Raw genomic sequence first — 17,173 nt, 5'->3', positions numbered from 1 at the left:
CTGCTTGGAGCGGCCCCACTCGGGGGGAGGCTCCCAGTGTTCAACTCCGTCGAGGTGAGGCGGGTTCTCGAACGACATTGCGCCGCCGTACCGGGAGCCTGCCCTGGGTGACGGCGAGGACGGCTCCGACGAGGAGCACGGCCGCGCCCGCCGCCTGCACGGTGCCGAACGACTCGCCCAGGAACAGGGCGGAGCACGTGGTCCCGACGACGGGCACGAGGAACATCATGATCGACGCCGACGCCGGTCCCACGTCGCGGATGCCCCGGTAGTAGAGCAGGTTCGCCACCGCGGTCGGGCCGAGCGCGACGAAGGCCACGTTCAGCCACACGTAGGCGGGCACGTCGTGCCAGACCACCCCGGCGGCCGACGGCGCGCTGTAGATCCCCAGGAGCACCGACCCGCTCAGCGTCGCGTACGTCGTCGCCTTGAGCGGCTCGATGCCCGCGAGCACGCGGCGGCCGGACAGCGTGAACGCCGCCCAGCAGCCGGCGCTGAGCAGGAAGAGCAGGTCCCCGGCGAGGCGGCCCTGGCCCGCGCCCGCCTCCCCGCCCGAGCCCACGAAGAAGATCACGGCCCCGGCCGCGCCGGTCGCCAGCCCCGCGACCCGCGCCGCGGACGCCCGCTCCCGGCCGGTGACCAGCAGGAAGGTCGTGGTCAGCACGGGGCTCATGACCGGGACGATGGTGCTCCCGTCGATCGCCGGGGCCAGCGACAGCCCCCAGAAGAACAGCAGGTTGTAGACGAAGACGCCGAGCACGCCCGCCCCGGCCGCCCGTGCCCAGTCACGCGCCGACGTGCGCCGGCCGCCGCCCTGGCGGAAGAGCCGCAGGGCGACCAGCAGCGCCAGGGCTCCGCCGCCGAACCGCAGGGTCGCGACCACGGAGTGGGGCAGATGGTCGACGATCACCTTGGAGGCGCTGAAGCCGCTGCCCCACAGCAACATCGTCGTGACCAGCAGAAGGTAGGGCCGGGTACCGCTCGTTTCCGTGCTTGCCATGGGGCCACCTCCGCAACGGGCCGTTCCGCGCCGAAGGACGGGGAAGACGGGCGCGGCGGCAGCGATCAGCCTGCGCCCGGGGCGGTATGCCGGTCTTGTACGCTCGTGCGCGGCGGCGACCGGGGGGTGACGCGATGATCGGCGACGAGTGGGCCAGCTACTGGCGCGCGGACGGGATGCCGCTGGAGGCCATGTACGCGAGCTTCCTGCGCCACCGCTACCACCGGCACAGCCACGAGACCTACTCCTTCGGCGTCACCGAGCACGGCGCGCAGACCTTCACCTGCCGGGGCGCCGGGCACACCAGCGCGGCCGGGATGGTGATGGCGTTCAACCCCGACGAGGTGCACGACGGGCACGCGGCCCACGAGCTGGGCTTCACGTACCGGATCGTGCACATCGGCGAGGACCTGATCACCGACGTGCTCCAGGACCTGGCCGGGCGTCCGGTCGGGCGGCCCCTGTTCGCCGCGCCGGTCCTCGGCTCGCCCGTGCTCGCGGCGCGGCTGCGCCGGCTGCACGCCGCCCTCCAGCACGGGGCCGGCCCGCTCGAACGCGACGAGCTGCTCTCCTCCACCGTCGCCGCCCTCGTCCGCCTGGCCGCGCGCACGCCTCCCGGACCGCCCGCCGTCCTCCGCGCGCCCGCCGCCGCGCGGCTCGCCGCCAGGGCGCGCGAGCTGATCCACGACCGCCACGCCGAGCCGATCAGCGCCGACGACCTCGCGGCCTGGGCCGGCTCCAGCCGGTACGCCGTCTACCGGGCCTTCCGCACGGCCTACGGGCTGGCGCCCAGCGAGTATCAGCGCCAGTTGCGGCTGCGCGCCGCCCGCCGCCTGCTCGCCCAGGGCCATCCGGCGGCGCGGGCGGCCGTCGAGGCCGGGTTCACCGACCAGGCCCACCTCACCCGCTGGTTCACCCGCTCGTACGGCGTCACGCCCACCCAGTACCGGCTGGCCAGATCCGGCTGACGCCGTTCCCAGTCCGTCCCAAGTCTGCGACCATCGCGCCCCAAGTCGCCCTCCCTAACGTGGCCCGCGACAACACCGGAACGCGGGAGGGTTCGATGGAACACGTCTACAAGGTCCTGGCTTACCTGGTGGCGATCGAGGTGGCCGTGCAGGCGTCGATGGTGGTCTGGGCCGACGCCGGGCTCGGCCTGTGGGTCGAAGGGGGCGGCGTGGTCGACAAGGCGCTCATGGAGAGCGGCGAGACGCCGTTCGCCGAGGCCCTGGGGCTCATGATCCACGGCATGAACGGGATCTTCGTCATCCCGGTCCTCGCGCTGCTCCTGCTGATCAGCTCGTTCTGGGCGAGGCTCCCCGGGGCCGTGAAGGCGGCCGGGCTGGTGCTGCTGCTGGTCGTCCTGCAGATCGCCTTCGGGCTCGTCGGCCACAGCATCCCGCTGGTGGGCCTCGTGCACGGCCTCAACGCGCTGCTGCTGTTCACCGTGGCGCTCTACGCGGCGCGCCGGGGTGCGGCTGCGAGCCCGGCCGCCGTGCCGGGGGCGCAGCACGCGGCCCGCGGCTGACGGCGCGCCCGATGCGCCGCAGTCGCCCTGGTGGCCGTTTCCGCACCGCCGTCGCGTGCGCCGCGACGGCGGCCGTGCTCGGGCCGCTGATCTGGCTCTGGCAGGACAGCCTGCTGCCGGCCGCGTACTCCGTCATGGACATGGGGTACGCGGACTACGGCGGCGGGCCGCGCAGTCCCTCGGCCCACTCATCGGCCCACCCATCGACTCACCGGGGCGGGCGCGACGTGACGGAACTGGTCGCCGACGCAGACCGCCCGGCCGACGTCAACATGACCGTGGTCGCCCGCAAGGAGCGCTTCCGGCTGGCCTCCGGCCGCGCCTTCGACGGCTACACGCTCAACGGCCGCTCGCCCGGCCCCGTCATCGAGGCCGTCCAGGGCCAGCTGGTCCAGGTCCGGCTGGTCAACGAGTCGGTGCCGGGCGGCATCACGCTGCACTGGCACGGCGTCGACGTGCCCAACGCCGCGGACGGCGTCGCGGGCGTCACGCAGGACGCGGTCGGCATGGGCGAGGAGTTCACCTACCGGTTCGTCTCCGACCGCGCGGGCACCTTCTGGTACCACTCGCACCAGATGTCGCATGAGCAGGTCCGCGCCGGCCTGCTCGGAGCCCTGGTCGTCGCCCCGCGCGCAAGCCCGGGCCGGGCGGACGACGTCGTGGCCCTGGTGCACCTGTACGGCGGGGTCCGCACCGTCAACGGCCGCGAGGGCGACGTCCGCGTCGAGGCGCCGCCCGGCGCGCGGGCGCGGGTACGGGTGATCAACACCGAGTACGGCATCCTGCCGGCCTGGGTGGGCGGCGCGCCGTACCGGCTCGTGGCCGTCGACGGCACCGAGGTCAACGGGCCCGCGCCGGTGCGGGACCAGGCGGTCGCCGTGGCCGCCGGGGGACGCGCCGACCTCGAGGTCACCATGCCCGCGGACGGCTCCCCCGTCCGGGTCCACCTGGGCGGGCCCGCCGGCGTCGTGCTCGGCTCGACGTCGTACGACGCGCCCCCGGTGCCGCGCCCGGCGGCGACGCTCGACCCGCTCACGTACGGCACCCGGGCGCCGCTCGGGTTCGACCCCGCCGAGCCCGACCGGCGCTTCGAGTACGCCGTGGGCCGCCGCCCCGGCTTCCTGGACGGCGTCCCGGGGGTGTGGTGGACGGTCAACGGCCGCCTGTACCCCGACGTGCCCATGTTCCACGTGGCCGAGGGCGACGTGGTGCGGATGCGCATCTCCAACGACAGCGGAGAGGCGCATCCCATGCACCTGCACGGCCACCACGCGGTGGTGCTCACGCGCGACGGCGTGGCCGCCACCGGCAGCCCCTGGTGGGTGGACTCCCTCGAGGTCGGGATCGGCCAGACGTACGAGGTCGCGTTCGTCGCCGACAACCCCGGCGTCTGGATGGACCACTGCCACAACCTGCCCCACGCCTCCGAAGGGCTCACGGCCCATCTGATGTACGAGGGAGTCACCACCCGGTTCACCGTCGGCGGCCCGCCCGGCAACCGGCCCGAGTGAGCCCTATCGCGCCCGATAGGCGAGCACCAGCCCCACTCCGGCCAGCGCCGCCTTGTCCCCGTCCAGGACCAGCTCCCAGCCCTGGCCGCCGACGCTGAGCCCCGGCGTGCGCAGCGTCGTGCCCTGGTCGAGCGCGAGCCGCCGGTCGCCGTTGAGCAGGAAGCGGGCCGGGGCGCCGCCGTTGGCCGCCGCGTACGCGGCGTGCACGCCGGTGATCTGGCGCCCGCTCATGCCGGGGAACATCTCCGCCGTGAACGGCAGCACCAGCACGTCGTCCGGCCCCTCCATGAACCGCGCCCACTCCTGCGGGAACGCCGCGGCCACGTCGAAGTACCGGGCGGCCGCGTACGGCTTGAGCAGCCCCTTCACCGCGCCCGCGAACGCCTCCCCGCCCTGCTCGGCGACGTACTTGAGCACGACGGTCACGTCCGCGAACTCGGCCGCCGGCCGGCCCGACAGCTCCAGCCGCCAGCGCGAGACGGCGCCGGTGCCCTCGAACGGCAGGTACCGGTCGTCGTCGAAGCGCAGCTCGAACAGCCCGTTGTTGTCCTTGTACGGTTCGAGGTCCGACAGCGCGATCTGCTGGCTGGGCCGCCAGTCCGCGCGCAGCGTGTCCGGCGGCGCGCCCTTCGGGTCGAGCAGGTGCTTGACTGCCTTGGGGTCGGCCGCGAGCACGGTCTTGCTGTCGAGCTGGGTCAGCGTGGCGTTCAGCCCGACCGGCCCGTCCGCGCCCTCGAACGTCACCGACAGCGTCTTGACGCGCCGCCGGAAGTGGCCGGGGAAGTCGCGGTCGAACAGCGCCTCGGTCAGCGCGAACTCGCACCGCCCCGACTCCCGCAGGTCCAGCAGGGCCAGCGGGTCCAGCTCCCGCAGCGACACCCGCTTGATGATCTCCAGGCCGCGGGCGTCGCGGTCGAGGTAGGCCTGGCCCAGCCGCTCCAGGTCCAGGGAGAGGCCGTCGCCGGCCAGCAGGCCGTTGCGCCGGCTCTCCCAGTACGCCGGGCGGATGATCTCCTCGCCGGCGCCCTTCTCGAAGTGGTAGGCCCGCTGGGCGGACCTGGCCAGCTCGTAGGCCAGGTTGTAGCCCTGGTAGTACAGGGCTGACATCCGCCCCGACATCCAGCCGTACAGCTCGGCCCCGGTGAACTTCTCCTTCATGAACGTCGCGACGGCGTCGTGGTGCGTGATCTGCCGCGTGGCGACGTCGAGCTCGCGCCGCGCGTTGGCCAGCTGGATCTCGGCGGCGGCCACCTGGTGGTCGAGCTGCGCCTGGTCGCTGCGGGCGGTGGCGAGCTGGAGCTGCCAGTCCTGCGCCATGCGCTCCTGCTCGGCCTGCACGCCGAACAGCTCGCCCTTCAGGCTGAGCCCCTCGCCGATGATCGACGCCGTGTCGGCGCCCCGGTCGAGGGCCTCGCTGACCTGGATGCCGCCGGTCTCCGACCCGATGATGAACGGCCCGAGCTTGACCTGCGGGAACGCCATCGCGATCCCGGAGGCGATCTTGAGGCCGCCGGCCACGAAGTGCGCGGTCGCGCCCTGCCCCATCATGTCGATCTGGGCCTTCTGCAGCGCGGACAGCCCGTCGGCGATGAGTTTCTCGAAGTGGCGGGCCCGCTCGACGGCGCCGTCGCGGCCGGCCTCCAGCTCCCGCAGCTGCTCGGTGGCGACCGTGACCTCCGCCTCCTTGATGGCCCGGGTCATGCCGAGGATCTCGCCTTCCTGCCGGTTCTGCAGCAGCGCGAGCTCCTCGGTGTCGCGCCGCTCCAGCGCGCCGAGCAGGTCGCTGCCGAGCTGGCGCAGCTTGTCGACCAGCTCCTCGGCGCGCCTGAAGAGGAAGGAGAAGCGGTGGTTCGGCATGACGGCGGCCGGGGCGGCGGCGATCCGGTCGAGCGAGGCGCCGCTGGCGACGCTGGAGACCAGCGCCATGACGTCGGCCGGCGGCTCGAACAGCGGCAGCGGCCGGCTGATGCCCATGATGTCCAGCGACTGCCTGATCTTCCGCAGCCGGTCCTCCACGCGCGTCCAGTAGTCGAGGAACACGCTGTTGGCCGGGACGTGGAAGTAGCCGCTCTCGACCCGGGCGTGCACCGCGCCGGCCCCCTCCAGCAGCGCTCCGCCGGCGGTCAGCTCCGCCAGCTCGGTCCCGCCGCCGCCGTCGAGCTCCCGGTAGGAACGGGCCGGGGGCAACGCGCGGGGGCCGAGCGCCTCGGGCCGGGGGCCGAGCAGGTCGTGGGCGAAGACGTAGAGCATGCGCGCCTCGTCCACGCTCTCGGCCGTGTACTGGCGGAAGAGCAGGTCGCCCCAGTCGAGCAGGTTGTCGACGTACGCCATCACGACGGCCCGCCGGTAGGCGGCGGGGCGCAGCCCGGCGATGGCGTGCGGGTCGAACGGATCCTCCAGGTACGCGTCGAGCAGCGCGTCGCGGTCGCCCATGAGGTCGTGCCAGGCGCGCAGCCGGGCGAGCATGGCCACGCGTTCGCGCAGGCTGCCCACCTGGGGGTGGTTGGGGAGGGCGTTCAGCGCGTCCTCGACCGGGCGCAGCGCGCCGCCCTCCAGCCTGGTCAGGACCGCCTCCTCCGCGTCGGAGAGCTCGCGGGGGTTCAGGAAGGCCGGCGCCAGGGCGTCCACCGCGTCCAGCTCGGGGACGAGCCGGGCCGCCAGCGTCGTCACGTCCACGTTCCGCTCCGCCAGCTCCCGCAGGTCGGCGCGGCAGCTCCCGGTCAGCGCGCGCACGTCGGCGGCCAGGAACGGCAGGAAGCGCCAGTACCTGGCCGGCTGGGTGGGGTCGAAGACGTACTCGTACCACCGGCGCGCCTCGTCGAAGCGCTGGGCCTCGTTCAGCGCCCCGGCGATGAGCAGCGGCGCGTGGAGGAAGAGCTCCCAGTGGTAGATGCCGTTGGCGCTCTGGAAGTCGAGGTGCGAGCTGGCCGGCCGGCCGGTCTCGGGCACCCGGGAGGTGACCTTGATGGTGGTGGGGCCGGACCTCTCGGAGCTGAAGCCGGGCAGCTCGTCGGTCTCCTGCGTCTCGGGCGCGAGCAGGCCGGCGACCCCGGCCGTGAGGAGCTGTCTGTTGAGCTTGTACGCGGTGCTGGAGGTGAGGCGGACGATCTCGTGCGGCAGCGTCGCGTACTCGTACGGCAGCTCGTCCGAGACGGCGTACCGGTCGCCGAGGAACAGGAACAGCCGCTGCCCCTCGTCCATCGCGCCCGTGAACCGCTCGGGGAAGCCGTCGGGCAGGCCGCCCCAGTTGCCGTCCATCGGGGTCAGGACGAGGTTCGCGTCCGGCTCCGCGCCGGCCGCCAGCACGGCGTAGCCGCCGTCGCCGAGGACGAAGCGCCGCCCGCCCCTGACGAAGACGGCCTTGATCGGGACCGGCAGCCGCTTGGGGTAACCCTCGTCGATCGCGTCCGGCACCGACGAGCCGGCCCCCAGCGTGTAGCGGACCAGTTCGAGGCCCCTGGTGAGGTAGAGCTTGCCGTCGGCCACGTAGGCGCAGTCCACGGCGCCCGCCGCGGTGATGGCGGTGGCGACCTTGCCCAGGTCCCTGGTGTTCCCGCCCGGCCTGGCCGCTTTGCCGAGGTAGGCGTAGGTCCGCGCGGAGGCGTCGAAGAAGTAGGCGCCGTCGCCGTACGGCAGCGCCGCCACGATGTTCCCCGACTCGGGCAGCCGGTCGTCGTTCTTCGCCAGGGCCCGCGGGTAGTCCTTGTCGGGGCGCTGGGGCCCGCGGGGCTGCCGCTCCGGGTCGTGGTCGCCGGTGAAGCGGGTGTACCGGTCGCCGAAGACGATGTAGACGTGGCCGTCCAGGGCGAAGATCGCGTCGATGGCGGTCCTGTCGGGCAGCGTCCAGCGGTCGCGGATGGGCTTGAGCTGGCCGGTGGCCTCCTGCACGTAACCCCTGCCGAAGGAGACGAACCACTCCTTGCCGTCGGGCCCGACGAAGGCGGCGTCCACCTTGTCCCAGGCGGGGAAGCCCTCGGCGTTGGTCGCGATCTTCTTCGGATAGCCGGCGTCGGGCGGCCCGAACGGGTCGCCGGAGTAGCAGTAGTAGTCGGTGCCGGAGAACAGGTAGATCTTCTTGCCGCGCTGCAGGGCGGCGTCCACCCTTCCCGTGCGGTAGAGCGGGTTGTCCACCAGGCCCCACCGGTCGGCGGTGACCCGGCGGGTCTGGCCGGTGCTCTGCCCGTCCGGCGGGGTGAGGATGTAGCGCTGCTGGGAGTTGTCGAAGAAGTAGCGGCTGCCGTCGGGGAGCTGGACGCCGGCGTCGATGCGGCTCCAGGTGGTGGGCAGCCGGTCCGCGTTGTTCCTGAGCGTGAGAGCGGGCCCCTGCTGCCGGTCCGGGAGGACCGGGCGGCACAGGAAGCTGCCGCCCTTGTGGTCCACGCTCAGCCACGGGCCGTCCTGGCTGTTCACCGGCATGTTGAAGGGCACCACGCCGGACTCGGCGACCGGCTCGTCGAAGATCCGGCGCACGTCGGCGACCTTGGGGCGTTCGGTGACCTCCGGCGCGCGGGTGGCGTACAGCTCGGGGGTGAGCGTGAAGGTGTAGCCCTTGCGGTCCTGGCCGGCCAGGTAGGAGCAGGTGACGGCGATCGAGTCGTGGTCGCCGCCGCCGGGCACGGTGCTGGACGCCTGCACGTACAGGGTGATGTCCGAGATCGGCTGGTTGTGCTGGTTGCCCTGCGGGAGCTGCTGCGCGGGCACCCATTCCTGGTTGAGGTTGAGGAAGGAGTAGAAGATCTTGACCTGGTAGACGGGCTGAGGCTGCTCGCCGTCGCCCGTCCGCGCCGGGGTCTCCGGGGGGACGGCCTCGGGGACCGCCCAGAACACGAACACGCGGGCGAAGGCGTGCACCGGGTGCACCTTGTCGGCGTCGATCTGCACGTCGACCTTGCCCCACGGCTCCCAGGTGGCCGACAGCCGCTGGCCGTCCCTGAACTCGGCCTGCCTGCAGTAGTAGCGTCGCGGCTCGGTCCTGGTGCGGCCGAAGAGCACCAGCCGCCGCTCGCCCGGCTTGGCGCCGTCGGCCGCGTAGACGTAGCCGCCCGCGATCGCCAGCCGGGACACCTCGGTGTACTCGTCGAGGTAGCGCTTGTAGGCCCGCTGCGCCGACTCCTCGGTGATCTCGCCTTGGAGCAGGTCGTTCTGCAGCGTCTCGAAGGCGGGGGTCTTGGCGGAGCGCAGCTCGGGCCGCAGGTAGTTCTCCGGGTAGAGGAAGACCTTCCTGTTGGCCTCCCAGAGCCGGTAGTTCCGCATCCAGGCCCACCAGGTCTTCACCCGGCGCCTGATCTCCTCGGCGTCCTGATCGGCGGGCACGGCGACCGGCTCCAGGTCGAGCAGGTAGCGGTGCAGGTAGAGCTGCGTGGCCGCGATGGCCTCGCGCACGCGGGACGTGCGGCCCTCGCCGCCCATGTCCACGTCGACGAGGAAGCGCTCGTACAGGTCGCGCGAGGTGGCCGCGCCCGCCCGCCGCAGCGCCGGCCCGAGCAGCGCGTCGCGTTTGAGCAGGTTGAGCTCGTCGTGGACGCGGCCCGACAGCGCCGTCCACTCCTCGTCAGTACGGCGGCGCCCGAGCAGCGCGTACAGGCCGTCGGCGGCCTGCCGCGGATCGCGGGACCAGATCTCGTCGTGGATCGCGGACGGCCCGGCTCCCATCCGGGCGGCGACGGCGAACACCTCGGCCAGCCGGAGCAGGAACTCGATCTCGAAGCGCTCCTCCTCCGGCGTGCCGGCCGTCAGCAGGCGGGCGTTGCGCCTGGCCCATCTGATCTCGTCCGCGTCCCAGCCGAACAGCTCCGCCAGGCGCCCGTACGGGTCCTCGACGGCACCGGTCACCGGGCCGTTGAGGAACGCGGCGAGCCCGTCCCGGTGGGAGCGCGCCAGGGCGGCGAACCTGATGACCGTGTGCACGTCGCTCAGGCGGTAGTCCGCCGCCTCCGACCAGCGATGGCGGAAGAGCTGCGGGAACGTGCGGTCCACCGCGTCCTGGCCGCCGGAGTAGCGCACGTACGCCTCGCCCTTGCCCAGGTAGGTGCGCCCGCGCAGGACGAACGCCGCGTCGGGCCCCTCCTCGAAGGCGGCGGGCAGGTCGCCCCAGTCGTCCTTGACCGTGCGCGGGTAGCCCTCCGCCGCGAACTCCAGCTCGCCCGGCAGGTAGCGCACGTACTGGCCGGATCTGAAGGCGTACACGGCGCCGTCCGGCGAGGCGAAGGCGGCGTCGACGGCGGGCGAGGCGGCGAAGGCGTTGTCCACCTTGCCCCAGGTGCCGGCGATCGGCGCGACCGTGCTCCTCACCAGGTACCGCTCGCCCTTGAACAGGTAGGTGCGGCCGTCGGCGGCGTGGAAGGCCGCGTCGAGCCCGGCGGCGAACTCCTCCGGCAGCGCCGGGAGGCCGAGCTCGGCGGCCAGCGAGCCCTCCATGGTGCGCGGGTAGCCGTCGTCGGCGTACTCGTAGGCGGTGCCGGTGTAGCGCACGTACTGGTCGCGGCAGAACAGGTACGTGTGCTCGCCCCGGACCAGGGTCGCGTCCACCCGGTGCCGCTCGGCGAGCTCGTTGCGGACCCGGCCGCACCCCTCCAGGTCGTCGGTGACCGCTTTGGTGCGGGAGACGGCGTGCACGACGCCGCCGACGAAGACGTACGCGGTGCGCCGGTTGCCCACCACCGCGTCGATCGCCCGCCGGTCGGCCACCGCGTCGTCGAACGACTCCGGCAGGTTCGCGAACGCCTCCTCGCGCCGCAGGTTGCCGACGATCTTCTTGGGGTAGCCGGGGTCGATGTAGCGGTATTCGGAGCCGGTGTAGCGCACGTACCGGTCGCCGGAGAACAGGAACGTGCGCTCATCGGCGTCCACGAACGCCGCGTCCACCTTGGCGGTGCCGTCGTCGGCGACGAACGGGTTGCGCGACCTGCCCCATCTGTCCCTGATCGGGGCCGGAGGGGAGCAGGACCGGTCGGCGTACCTGGTGTAGCGGTGCTGGAAGAAGAAGTACGTGGCGCCGTCGGCGGCGGTGAAGGCGGCCTTGAGCCGGTCGCCGGTCTGAACGGTCAGGCCCGGCCAGATGCGCTCGGCCGGGCGCGGGTAGGACCACTCGCGGGTGGTCTCGTCAAAGCGCACGCACCGCTCGCCGTACAGCAGGAACAGGGTCCCGGCCTCGGCCAGCACCGCGTCCGGCAGGCCCGCGCCCGCGGGGCGGTAGCCGTCGGGGACCTCCCAGAAGCCCGCGTCCGTGGTCAGGAGACGGCCGGGGGCGCGGTAGTCGTCGCCGGTGTGGAGCAGGTAGCGCACCGAGCCGTCCGGGCCGGGCGGCTCGAACAGGTAGGTCTCCTCGCCCCGCACGTACGCCAGGGCCACGGCGGTCAGCCCGCCCCAGTGGGGCGCGATCGGCAGCGCGTCGCCCTCGATCGTCGCCGGGTCGTCCGGCGGGTAGACCACGAACTGGTCGCCGGCGAACAGGTACGTCCTGCCGTCCCTGCCGGTGAAGGCGGCGTCCACCGTGTTCTCCTGCTGGATCGTGTTGCGCGGCATCCCCCATTCGGCCGCCAGCGGGTACTCGCGGCCGAGCCGCGTGTCGTAGCAGACCGGGCCCTTGAACAGGTACGTGTGCTCGTCCGCGCCTTCCAGCACCGCGTCGAGGCCGGTCCTGAACCGCTCGGGGACCGCGCGCAGCACGCGCGGGCTCGCCCTCCATGAGCGCGGCGCGGTGGCCTCGACGGAGGAGTGCCGGCGCCAGCCGTCCCCGTGCTCGACCAGCAGCGAGCCGTCTTCGAGGAAGGCGCAGCGCACGTCGTCCAGGTGCTGGTACGCGCGGTGCGCCGAGTCGGACACGACGAAGCACGACGAGCCCCTGAACAGGTACACGTTGCGCCGGTCGGCGACGGCCGCGTCCACGCCGTCGAGCGTGACCGGCAGGCTCGCCAGCCGCGGCTCCTTGGACAGCTCGGCCAGGGCCCGCGGGTATCCGGGCTGCGGCCGGGAGAAGTCGTCGCCCTCGTAGCGCAGGAACTGGTCGCCGGAGAACAGGTACGTGTAGGCGCGCGTCACCTCGGCGCCGTTCACGGTCTCGGTGGCGTCCATGACGAGCACGGCGTCCACCCGGCCCGTCCTGGCCACGTTGCTGACGACGTTGCCCCAGAAGGCGGACACGTCGGCCGGATAGCGGTCGTCGACCCGCGTGTAGTCGGAGGTCGAGTACCTGACGTACCGGTCGCCGCCGAAGACGTACGTCCTGCCGTCCTTGCCGACGAACGCGGCGTCCACCCGGTCGAACGGGATGCTGTCCCAGTGCTCGCGCGTCGAGCGCGGCTCCGACCACCAGCGGTTCCGGTGGTCGAAAACGACGAACCGGTCGCCGGAGAACAGGTACGTCCGGCCGTCGCCGCCGGTGAAGACGGCGTCGACGGTGAGGGGGCCGCCGGGCAGGTTCCACCAGTTGTCCGACAGCGGGCGGGGGTGGCCGTCGTCGGGCGTGGTGTAGTCCCTGCCGGAGTAGCGGACGTAGAAGGCGCCGCCGTCGGCGTGGACCTTGATGCTCGCCGCGTCGCGTTCGAGGCTGACCGTGATCCCCTGCTCGGTGCCCAGCCGCCACCGGGGCGACGAGCCGTCCGGGGCCGCGTCCTCGGCGAAGGACAGGCCGTGCTCCTGGAAGCGGCGGCGCAGCGCGGGCGACAGCCGCCCGGCGTCCAGCTCGGCGGCCTGCTCCAGCGGCAGCTCGAACAGCAGCCCGCCTGTCCCGAACAGGTACGTCCTGCCGTCCATGACGAAGGAGGCGTCCACGCGCCGCAGCCCGCCCCAGTCTCCGGCGATCACCCGCGGGTAGCCGAGATCGGCCACCGAGTAGTCCGCGCCGGAGTACCTGAGGTAGGTCTCGCCGCTGAACAGGTACGTCTTGCCGTCCAGCCCGACGAACGCCGCCTCCACGCCGCCGCCGGGCAGCGCCGGGGGCAGGGCGCCCCACCGCTCGGCCGTGGCCACGGCGGCCCCGTCGCCGGCGACCGTCCTGCCGCCCTTGAAGACGTGCAGCACGCCGGACCTGTCCACGAACGCCGCGTCGACGTCCTGCGTGAACCCGGCGGGGAAGGCCGTGGCCAGCAGCCGGGGGTAGCCGTCGTCCACGGACACGCCGTCGTTCTCGACGCTGTCGGAGTAGCGGACCAGCTGGTCGCCGGAGAGCAGGCAGAGGCCGCCGTCGGCGTCCACGTACGCGGCGTCGATCCGGCGGGCCGTCTCGAAGGCGCTGCGGACCCTGCCCCACGTGCCCTCGACGGGCTGCGGGTCCTTGCCGGCCGTCAGGTAACGGTCGCCGGCGAACAGGTGCACGCGCCCGTCGGTGTCCTGGAAGACCGCGTCCAGCGACCGGCGGAAGGCCGCGGGCAGCGGGGCGCCCTGGCCCTCGCGCTCCCACCACTCGCGGATGCCGCGCGGGTATCCCTCGTCGACGGCCGCGTAGTCGTCGGCGGTGTAGCGGACGTACTGGTCGCCGCAGAACAGGTACGTACGGCCGTCCTCGTCCACGAACGCGGCGTCGATCCGCCGGGGATGGTCGAAGGCGTTGCGTACCTTGCCCCAGGTCTGCTCCCGCTCCACCCAGCGGCTGCTGCCCGCGTCCTTGACGAACACCCGGGAGGCGCCGTCGTCGCCGCGCCCGACGATCCACTCGGCGCCGCCGGGCAGCGCGAACGCGGCGTCCACGCCGGTGAGCCCGGTGAAGCGGGGCGACAGCTCGTCCAGCGGCTTGGGACGCGGGCCGGACAACGCGTGGGTGGCGGCCGAATAGACCCAGTAGCCGCCCGCGCCGAACATGTAGATGGAGCCGTCCGAGCTCTCCAGCAGCGCGTCGAAGCGGTCGACGCCGGGAGGCAGCGCCAGCGGCTCGGGGTATTTGCCGGTCAGGTCCTGGTCGTCGAAGACGGCGGTGACCTCGGCGGCGTCCAGGCCGAGCCGGCCGGCCAGCAGCGCGAAGGAGCGGATCCGCCGGTACGCCTGACGCAGGCGGGGGTCCGCGGCCACGGGCGCGGGCGCGGCCCCGTCACCGGCGCTCCCACCCTCCGACGCCTGGCCGTCGCTCCCGCCCTCCGACGCCCGGCCGTCGCTCCCGCCCGCCGGCGCGGCCTCGTGCTGCCCGTCCGCCTTGCCGAGCACGGGGGCGACGAGCACGTCCAGGGCCTCCTCCGCGCCACCCATCACCGCCACGCAGATGGCCTCCGCGGTGGCCGCGGGCACGCCGAAGGCGTCCGCGAACGCGTCGTACAGGGCCTGCCGCTGCCCGGCGGCCCGCCGCTCCAGCGCCGCCCCGATCTCCTCGATCGCCGCGTGGATCTCCACGGCGACGGCGTTGAGCAGGAAGAACAGGTCGCGTTCGTAGTCCTCCAGCCCCGGCAGCGTGAAGTCCAGCGCGTTGGTGACGGTGCGGAAGTAGCCGAGCCGCTCGCGCGGCACGCCCAGGCCGGGCACGAGGTGCCCGGCCGTGACCAGCCGGTCGATCAGCAGCGGGCGCTCCTCCTCGGTGAAGCCCAGCCCGGCGATCGCCTCCAGGTCGATCCGGTACGGCCGCCCGTCCTCGGCGATCTCCGCCAGCCGGGCGGTCACGATCGCGGCCTCCTCCGGCGCGAACCGCTCGCCGACCGCGATCCCCTCCCCCAGCGCGTCGATCACCCGCCGCGCCATGGCGTCGTCGGCGAGCTCGGCGAAGTCCGCCGGCGTGAACGTGTAGAGCTCCGCCCGGAAGGCCGCGATCTGCGCCTTCATCGCCTCCAGCACGCCCTTGCGGTACGGGTGGAACTCCAGCGCCAGGCCGAACTCCGCCAGGGGCAACGCGGCCAGGGCCGCGATGTCCGCGTAGCGCCCGGCGGCGTCCAGGTAGCCGTTGAACCGCAGGCTCGCGATCAGCTCGGCCGCGTCCACCCGCAGCTCGACGAAGATCCCCGGGTCGAGCTCGGGCCGCGCCGCCCTGAAGCGTTCGTCCCGGCGCAGCAGCTCGGCCCGGACGCGTCCGGCGAGGTCGCCGAGGCCGGCGTCGGTCGTGAAACGCTCCACGTTGGCCTCGTCGGCGAAGAAGCCGGGGTCGAGCACCTCGCCGTCGGCGTCCACGTACCCGAGGTAGATCAGGTTGTCGTACAGCTCGGCCCGCAGCTCGTCGGTGAGGCCGCCGTCGAGGGCGGCCAGGTCGGACGGGTAGCAGGCGGTGGCGCCGTCGAGCAGGCTGCCGATCAGCTTGAAGAGCGGCTCCCTGAAGGAGCCGAAGTCCGTGGCCGGCCGCAGGTCCGCCGGCACCGGGGTGACGAGCGTCCCGTCGGACCGCAGGTGACCGGCGAAAACCAGGTTCGCGAAGATCTTCCCGGCTAGCCGGTCGCCGAGCCCGATCCCGCGGAAGTCGTCCTTGACGGGCACGCCGAGCGCGGTGACCGCGTCGTAGGCGGCCGGGAGGACCTTGGCCGGGTCGAGGCGGAGGATCCGGCCGTCGCGGGCGGAGACGATCCCGTCGCCGCGGGCCGTCAGCACGTCGTGGACGGTGCGCGAGGCCCGCGGGCCGAACCGCTGCGAGACGAACAGGTCGGGCGCCATCGCCACGGGGGCGAAGCCGCGGCCGAGGCCGTCGAGCGTCTGCGCGATCTCGCCGTACCCGGCCGCCTGGCCGCCGAGGATCTCCTGGAGGTCCTTGCCGCCGAGCCCGCCGTCACGCGCCCACCGCGTCACGGCGTGCAGGGTCTGGGCCAGCCACAGGCCGTCGGCGGGATCCGTCCCGGCCAGGATCCGGTGGCAGTCCTGGACCCGCGCCCGCACCATGACGGCGAACGCGGTGTGCCGCCACAGCGAGGGATCGCTCTCCAGCACCTCCAGCAGGTCGAACAGCTCGCCGGCGGTGAGGCCGAGCGCCGCCGTGTAGAGCCCGACCCGCCGCAGCAGCGTGGCCACCGGCAGCGGCGGCGCGGCGCGGTCGAACGGGCTCGGCTCCAGCGCCGCGTGGCGGGCGCGGTACCGCAGCACGGTCTCGGTGATGTCGGCCTCGGACGTCTCGACGGCGCGGGCCAGCAGGCGCAGCCGCTCCTTGTTGCGCGCGGCGAGCAGGTCCCCGGAGAGCTCGGGCGCCGTCGTCACGACGGGCGCGGCGAGGACGCACACGTCGGCGACGGGCAGCTCGTAGTCGCGCTGCAGGCGCAGGGTCACGGCGACGATCCGCAGCGCCGCCCCGTCCAGGCGGCCGGCGCAGCACGTGGTCAGGACGTGGTCGAGGTCGGCCGGGGTGAGCCCCGCCCGGCGGGCCAGCCGCACGAGCCGGTTGACGTGCTCGAACCAGGCGAACGGCACCGGCGCCGACCCCGCGCGCGGCACCAGCCGCGTCCCGTCCGCGCTCAGCTCCACCCCGCCGCTCCCGGCGCCCGGCTCCAGCAGGTCGTGCAGCTCCAGCCCGGTGAGCCCGGTGGCGGCGAGGAAGCGTTCGACGTTCTCCAGCACGCCGAACCGCTCGTCCGCGGCGAGCCCGTAGCGGGCCGCCAGCTCGGCCTCGTCGCCGGCCGGCGTCGTGATCAGCACCGCCTCGTCCGAGGTCAGGCCCAGGCACACGCGGGCGAGGACGTCCGGGTCGGGCTCCGGCGTGAAGAGCCGGTGGAACTCCTCCGGGGTGACCCCGAGGTGGCGCAGGTAGGTGGCGATCCGCGTCTCGTCCAGCGAGAACGGCAGGTTCAGCGGGTGCCGCGCGCTCTTCAGCGTCTCGTACGGGTCGTCGCCGACGAGCCGCTCCAGCACCTCGTTGACGATGTCGAGGTAGGGCGCGGCGGTGAAGGTGTTCTCGCCGTCGAGCGGGATCCCGGCCAGGTCCGGACGCCGGTCCGGGTCGAGCAGCGACGACCGCTCGAACACGCCGTCCAGCAGATCGAGCAGTTCGGTCAGGTACGCGCCCGGCGAATACACCGACCTGGCCTCGTCCTCCTGCCAGACGGGCGAACCCTCTTCCTCGAAGAGGATTTCGTAGTCGGGCAGGGACTTGTCTGTGAACACGGGGCGCTCCCCTCGCTAGGTCCCCGATGGTTACCGTCGGCCTTTGCTGAGCCGACTCTTGCGGAGCCGGCCCCGAGGAAATCAATACAGATCCAGCGCGACTGTCCAAAAAGGGCGGGCATGTATCAGGACCGGCCCGCG

The 17,173-nt window shown here is 73.3% G+C and carries 5 protein-coding genes; 3 read left to right on the top strand and 2 right to left on the bottom strand.

The window, feature by feature from the left end; all coding sequences use genetic code 11:
* Positions 1 to 40: 40 nt before the first annotated feature.
* The gene (locus tag ABZS69_RS08785) at positions 41 to 1,000 is read right to left on the bottom strand and encodes a DMT family transporter (RefSeq protein ID WP_355368748.1); all 960 of its coding nucleotides are present in this window, start codon (positions 998 to 1,000) and stop codon (positions 41 to 43) included.
* Between the two features lie 134 nt (positions 1,001 to 1,134).
* On the opposite strand from ABZS69_RS08785, the gene ABZS69_RS08780 reads away from it, so the two are divergent.
* The 3 genes from ABZS69_RS08780 (at position 1,135) to ABZS69_RS08770 (ending at position 4,039) form a co-directional block, all read left to right on the top strand.
* Positions 1,135 to 1,968, top strand: a complete 834-nt coding sequence (locus ABZS69_RS08780) for an AraC family transcriptional regulator (RefSeq protein WP_355368746.1) — start codon at positions 1,135 to 1,137, stop codon at positions 1,966 to 1,968.
* 95 nt (positions 1,969 to 2,063) lie between these two features.
* Positions 2,064 to 2,528 carry a hypothetical protein gene (locus tag ABZS69_RS08775; protein WP_355368744.1) on the top strand — a complete coding sequence of 155 codons (465 nt, stop codon included), beginning with the start codon at positions 2,064 to 2,066 and terminating at the stop codon, positions 2,526 to 2,528.
* Between the two features lie 11 nt (positions 2,529 to 2,539).
* Complete coding sequence (locus ABZS69_RS08770; protein ID WP_355368742.1) at positions 2,540 to 4,039, top strand: multicopper oxidase family protein; 1,500 nt, start codon at positions 2,540 to 2,542, stop codon at positions 4,037 to 4,039.
* Positions 4,040 to 4,042: 3 nt separating this feature from the next.
* Here the strand turns inward: ABZS69_RS08770 and ABZS69_RS08765 are convergent, their stop codons facing one another.
* The gene (locus tag ABZS69_RS08765; protein WP_355368740.1) at positions 4,043 to 17,032 is read right to left on the bottom strand and encodes a hemopexin repeat-containing protein; all 12,990 of its coding nucleotides are present in this window, start codon (positions 17,030 to 17,032) and stop codon (positions 4,043 to 4,045) included.
* Between the last annotated feature and the right edge of the window lie 141 nt (positions 17,033 to 17,173).

This window comes from Nonomuraea sp. NPDC005650 (assembly GCF_040605375.1).
In the GTDB taxonomy this organism is placed as follows: domain Bacteria; phylum Actinomycetota; class Actinomycetes; order Streptosporangiales; family Streptosporangiaceae; genus Nonomuraea.
Note: the sequence above shows the minus strand (reverse complement) of the source record. Positions and strands in the feature narration are given on the sequence as shown.

What these genes read in the sequence shown, in the direction of transcription:
- ABZS69_RS08785 (WP_355368748.1), bottom strand. Translation starts at nt 1,000, where the DNA reads ATGGCAAGCACGGAAACGAGCGGTACCCGGCCCTACCTTCTGCTGGTC.
- ABZS69_RS08780 (WP_355368746.1), top strand. Translation starts at nt 1,135, where the DNA reads ATGATCGGCGACGAGTGGGCCAGCTACTGGCGCGCGGACGGGATGCCG.
- ABZS69_RS08775 (WP_355368744.1), top strand. Translation starts at nt 2,064, where the DNA reads ATGGAACACGTCTACAAGGTCCTGGCTTACCTGGTGGCGATCGAGGTG.
- ABZS69_RS08770 (WP_355368742.1), top strand. Translation starts at nt 2,540, where the DNA reads ATGCGCCGCAGTCGCCCTGGTGGCCGTTTCCGCACCGCCGTCGCGTGC.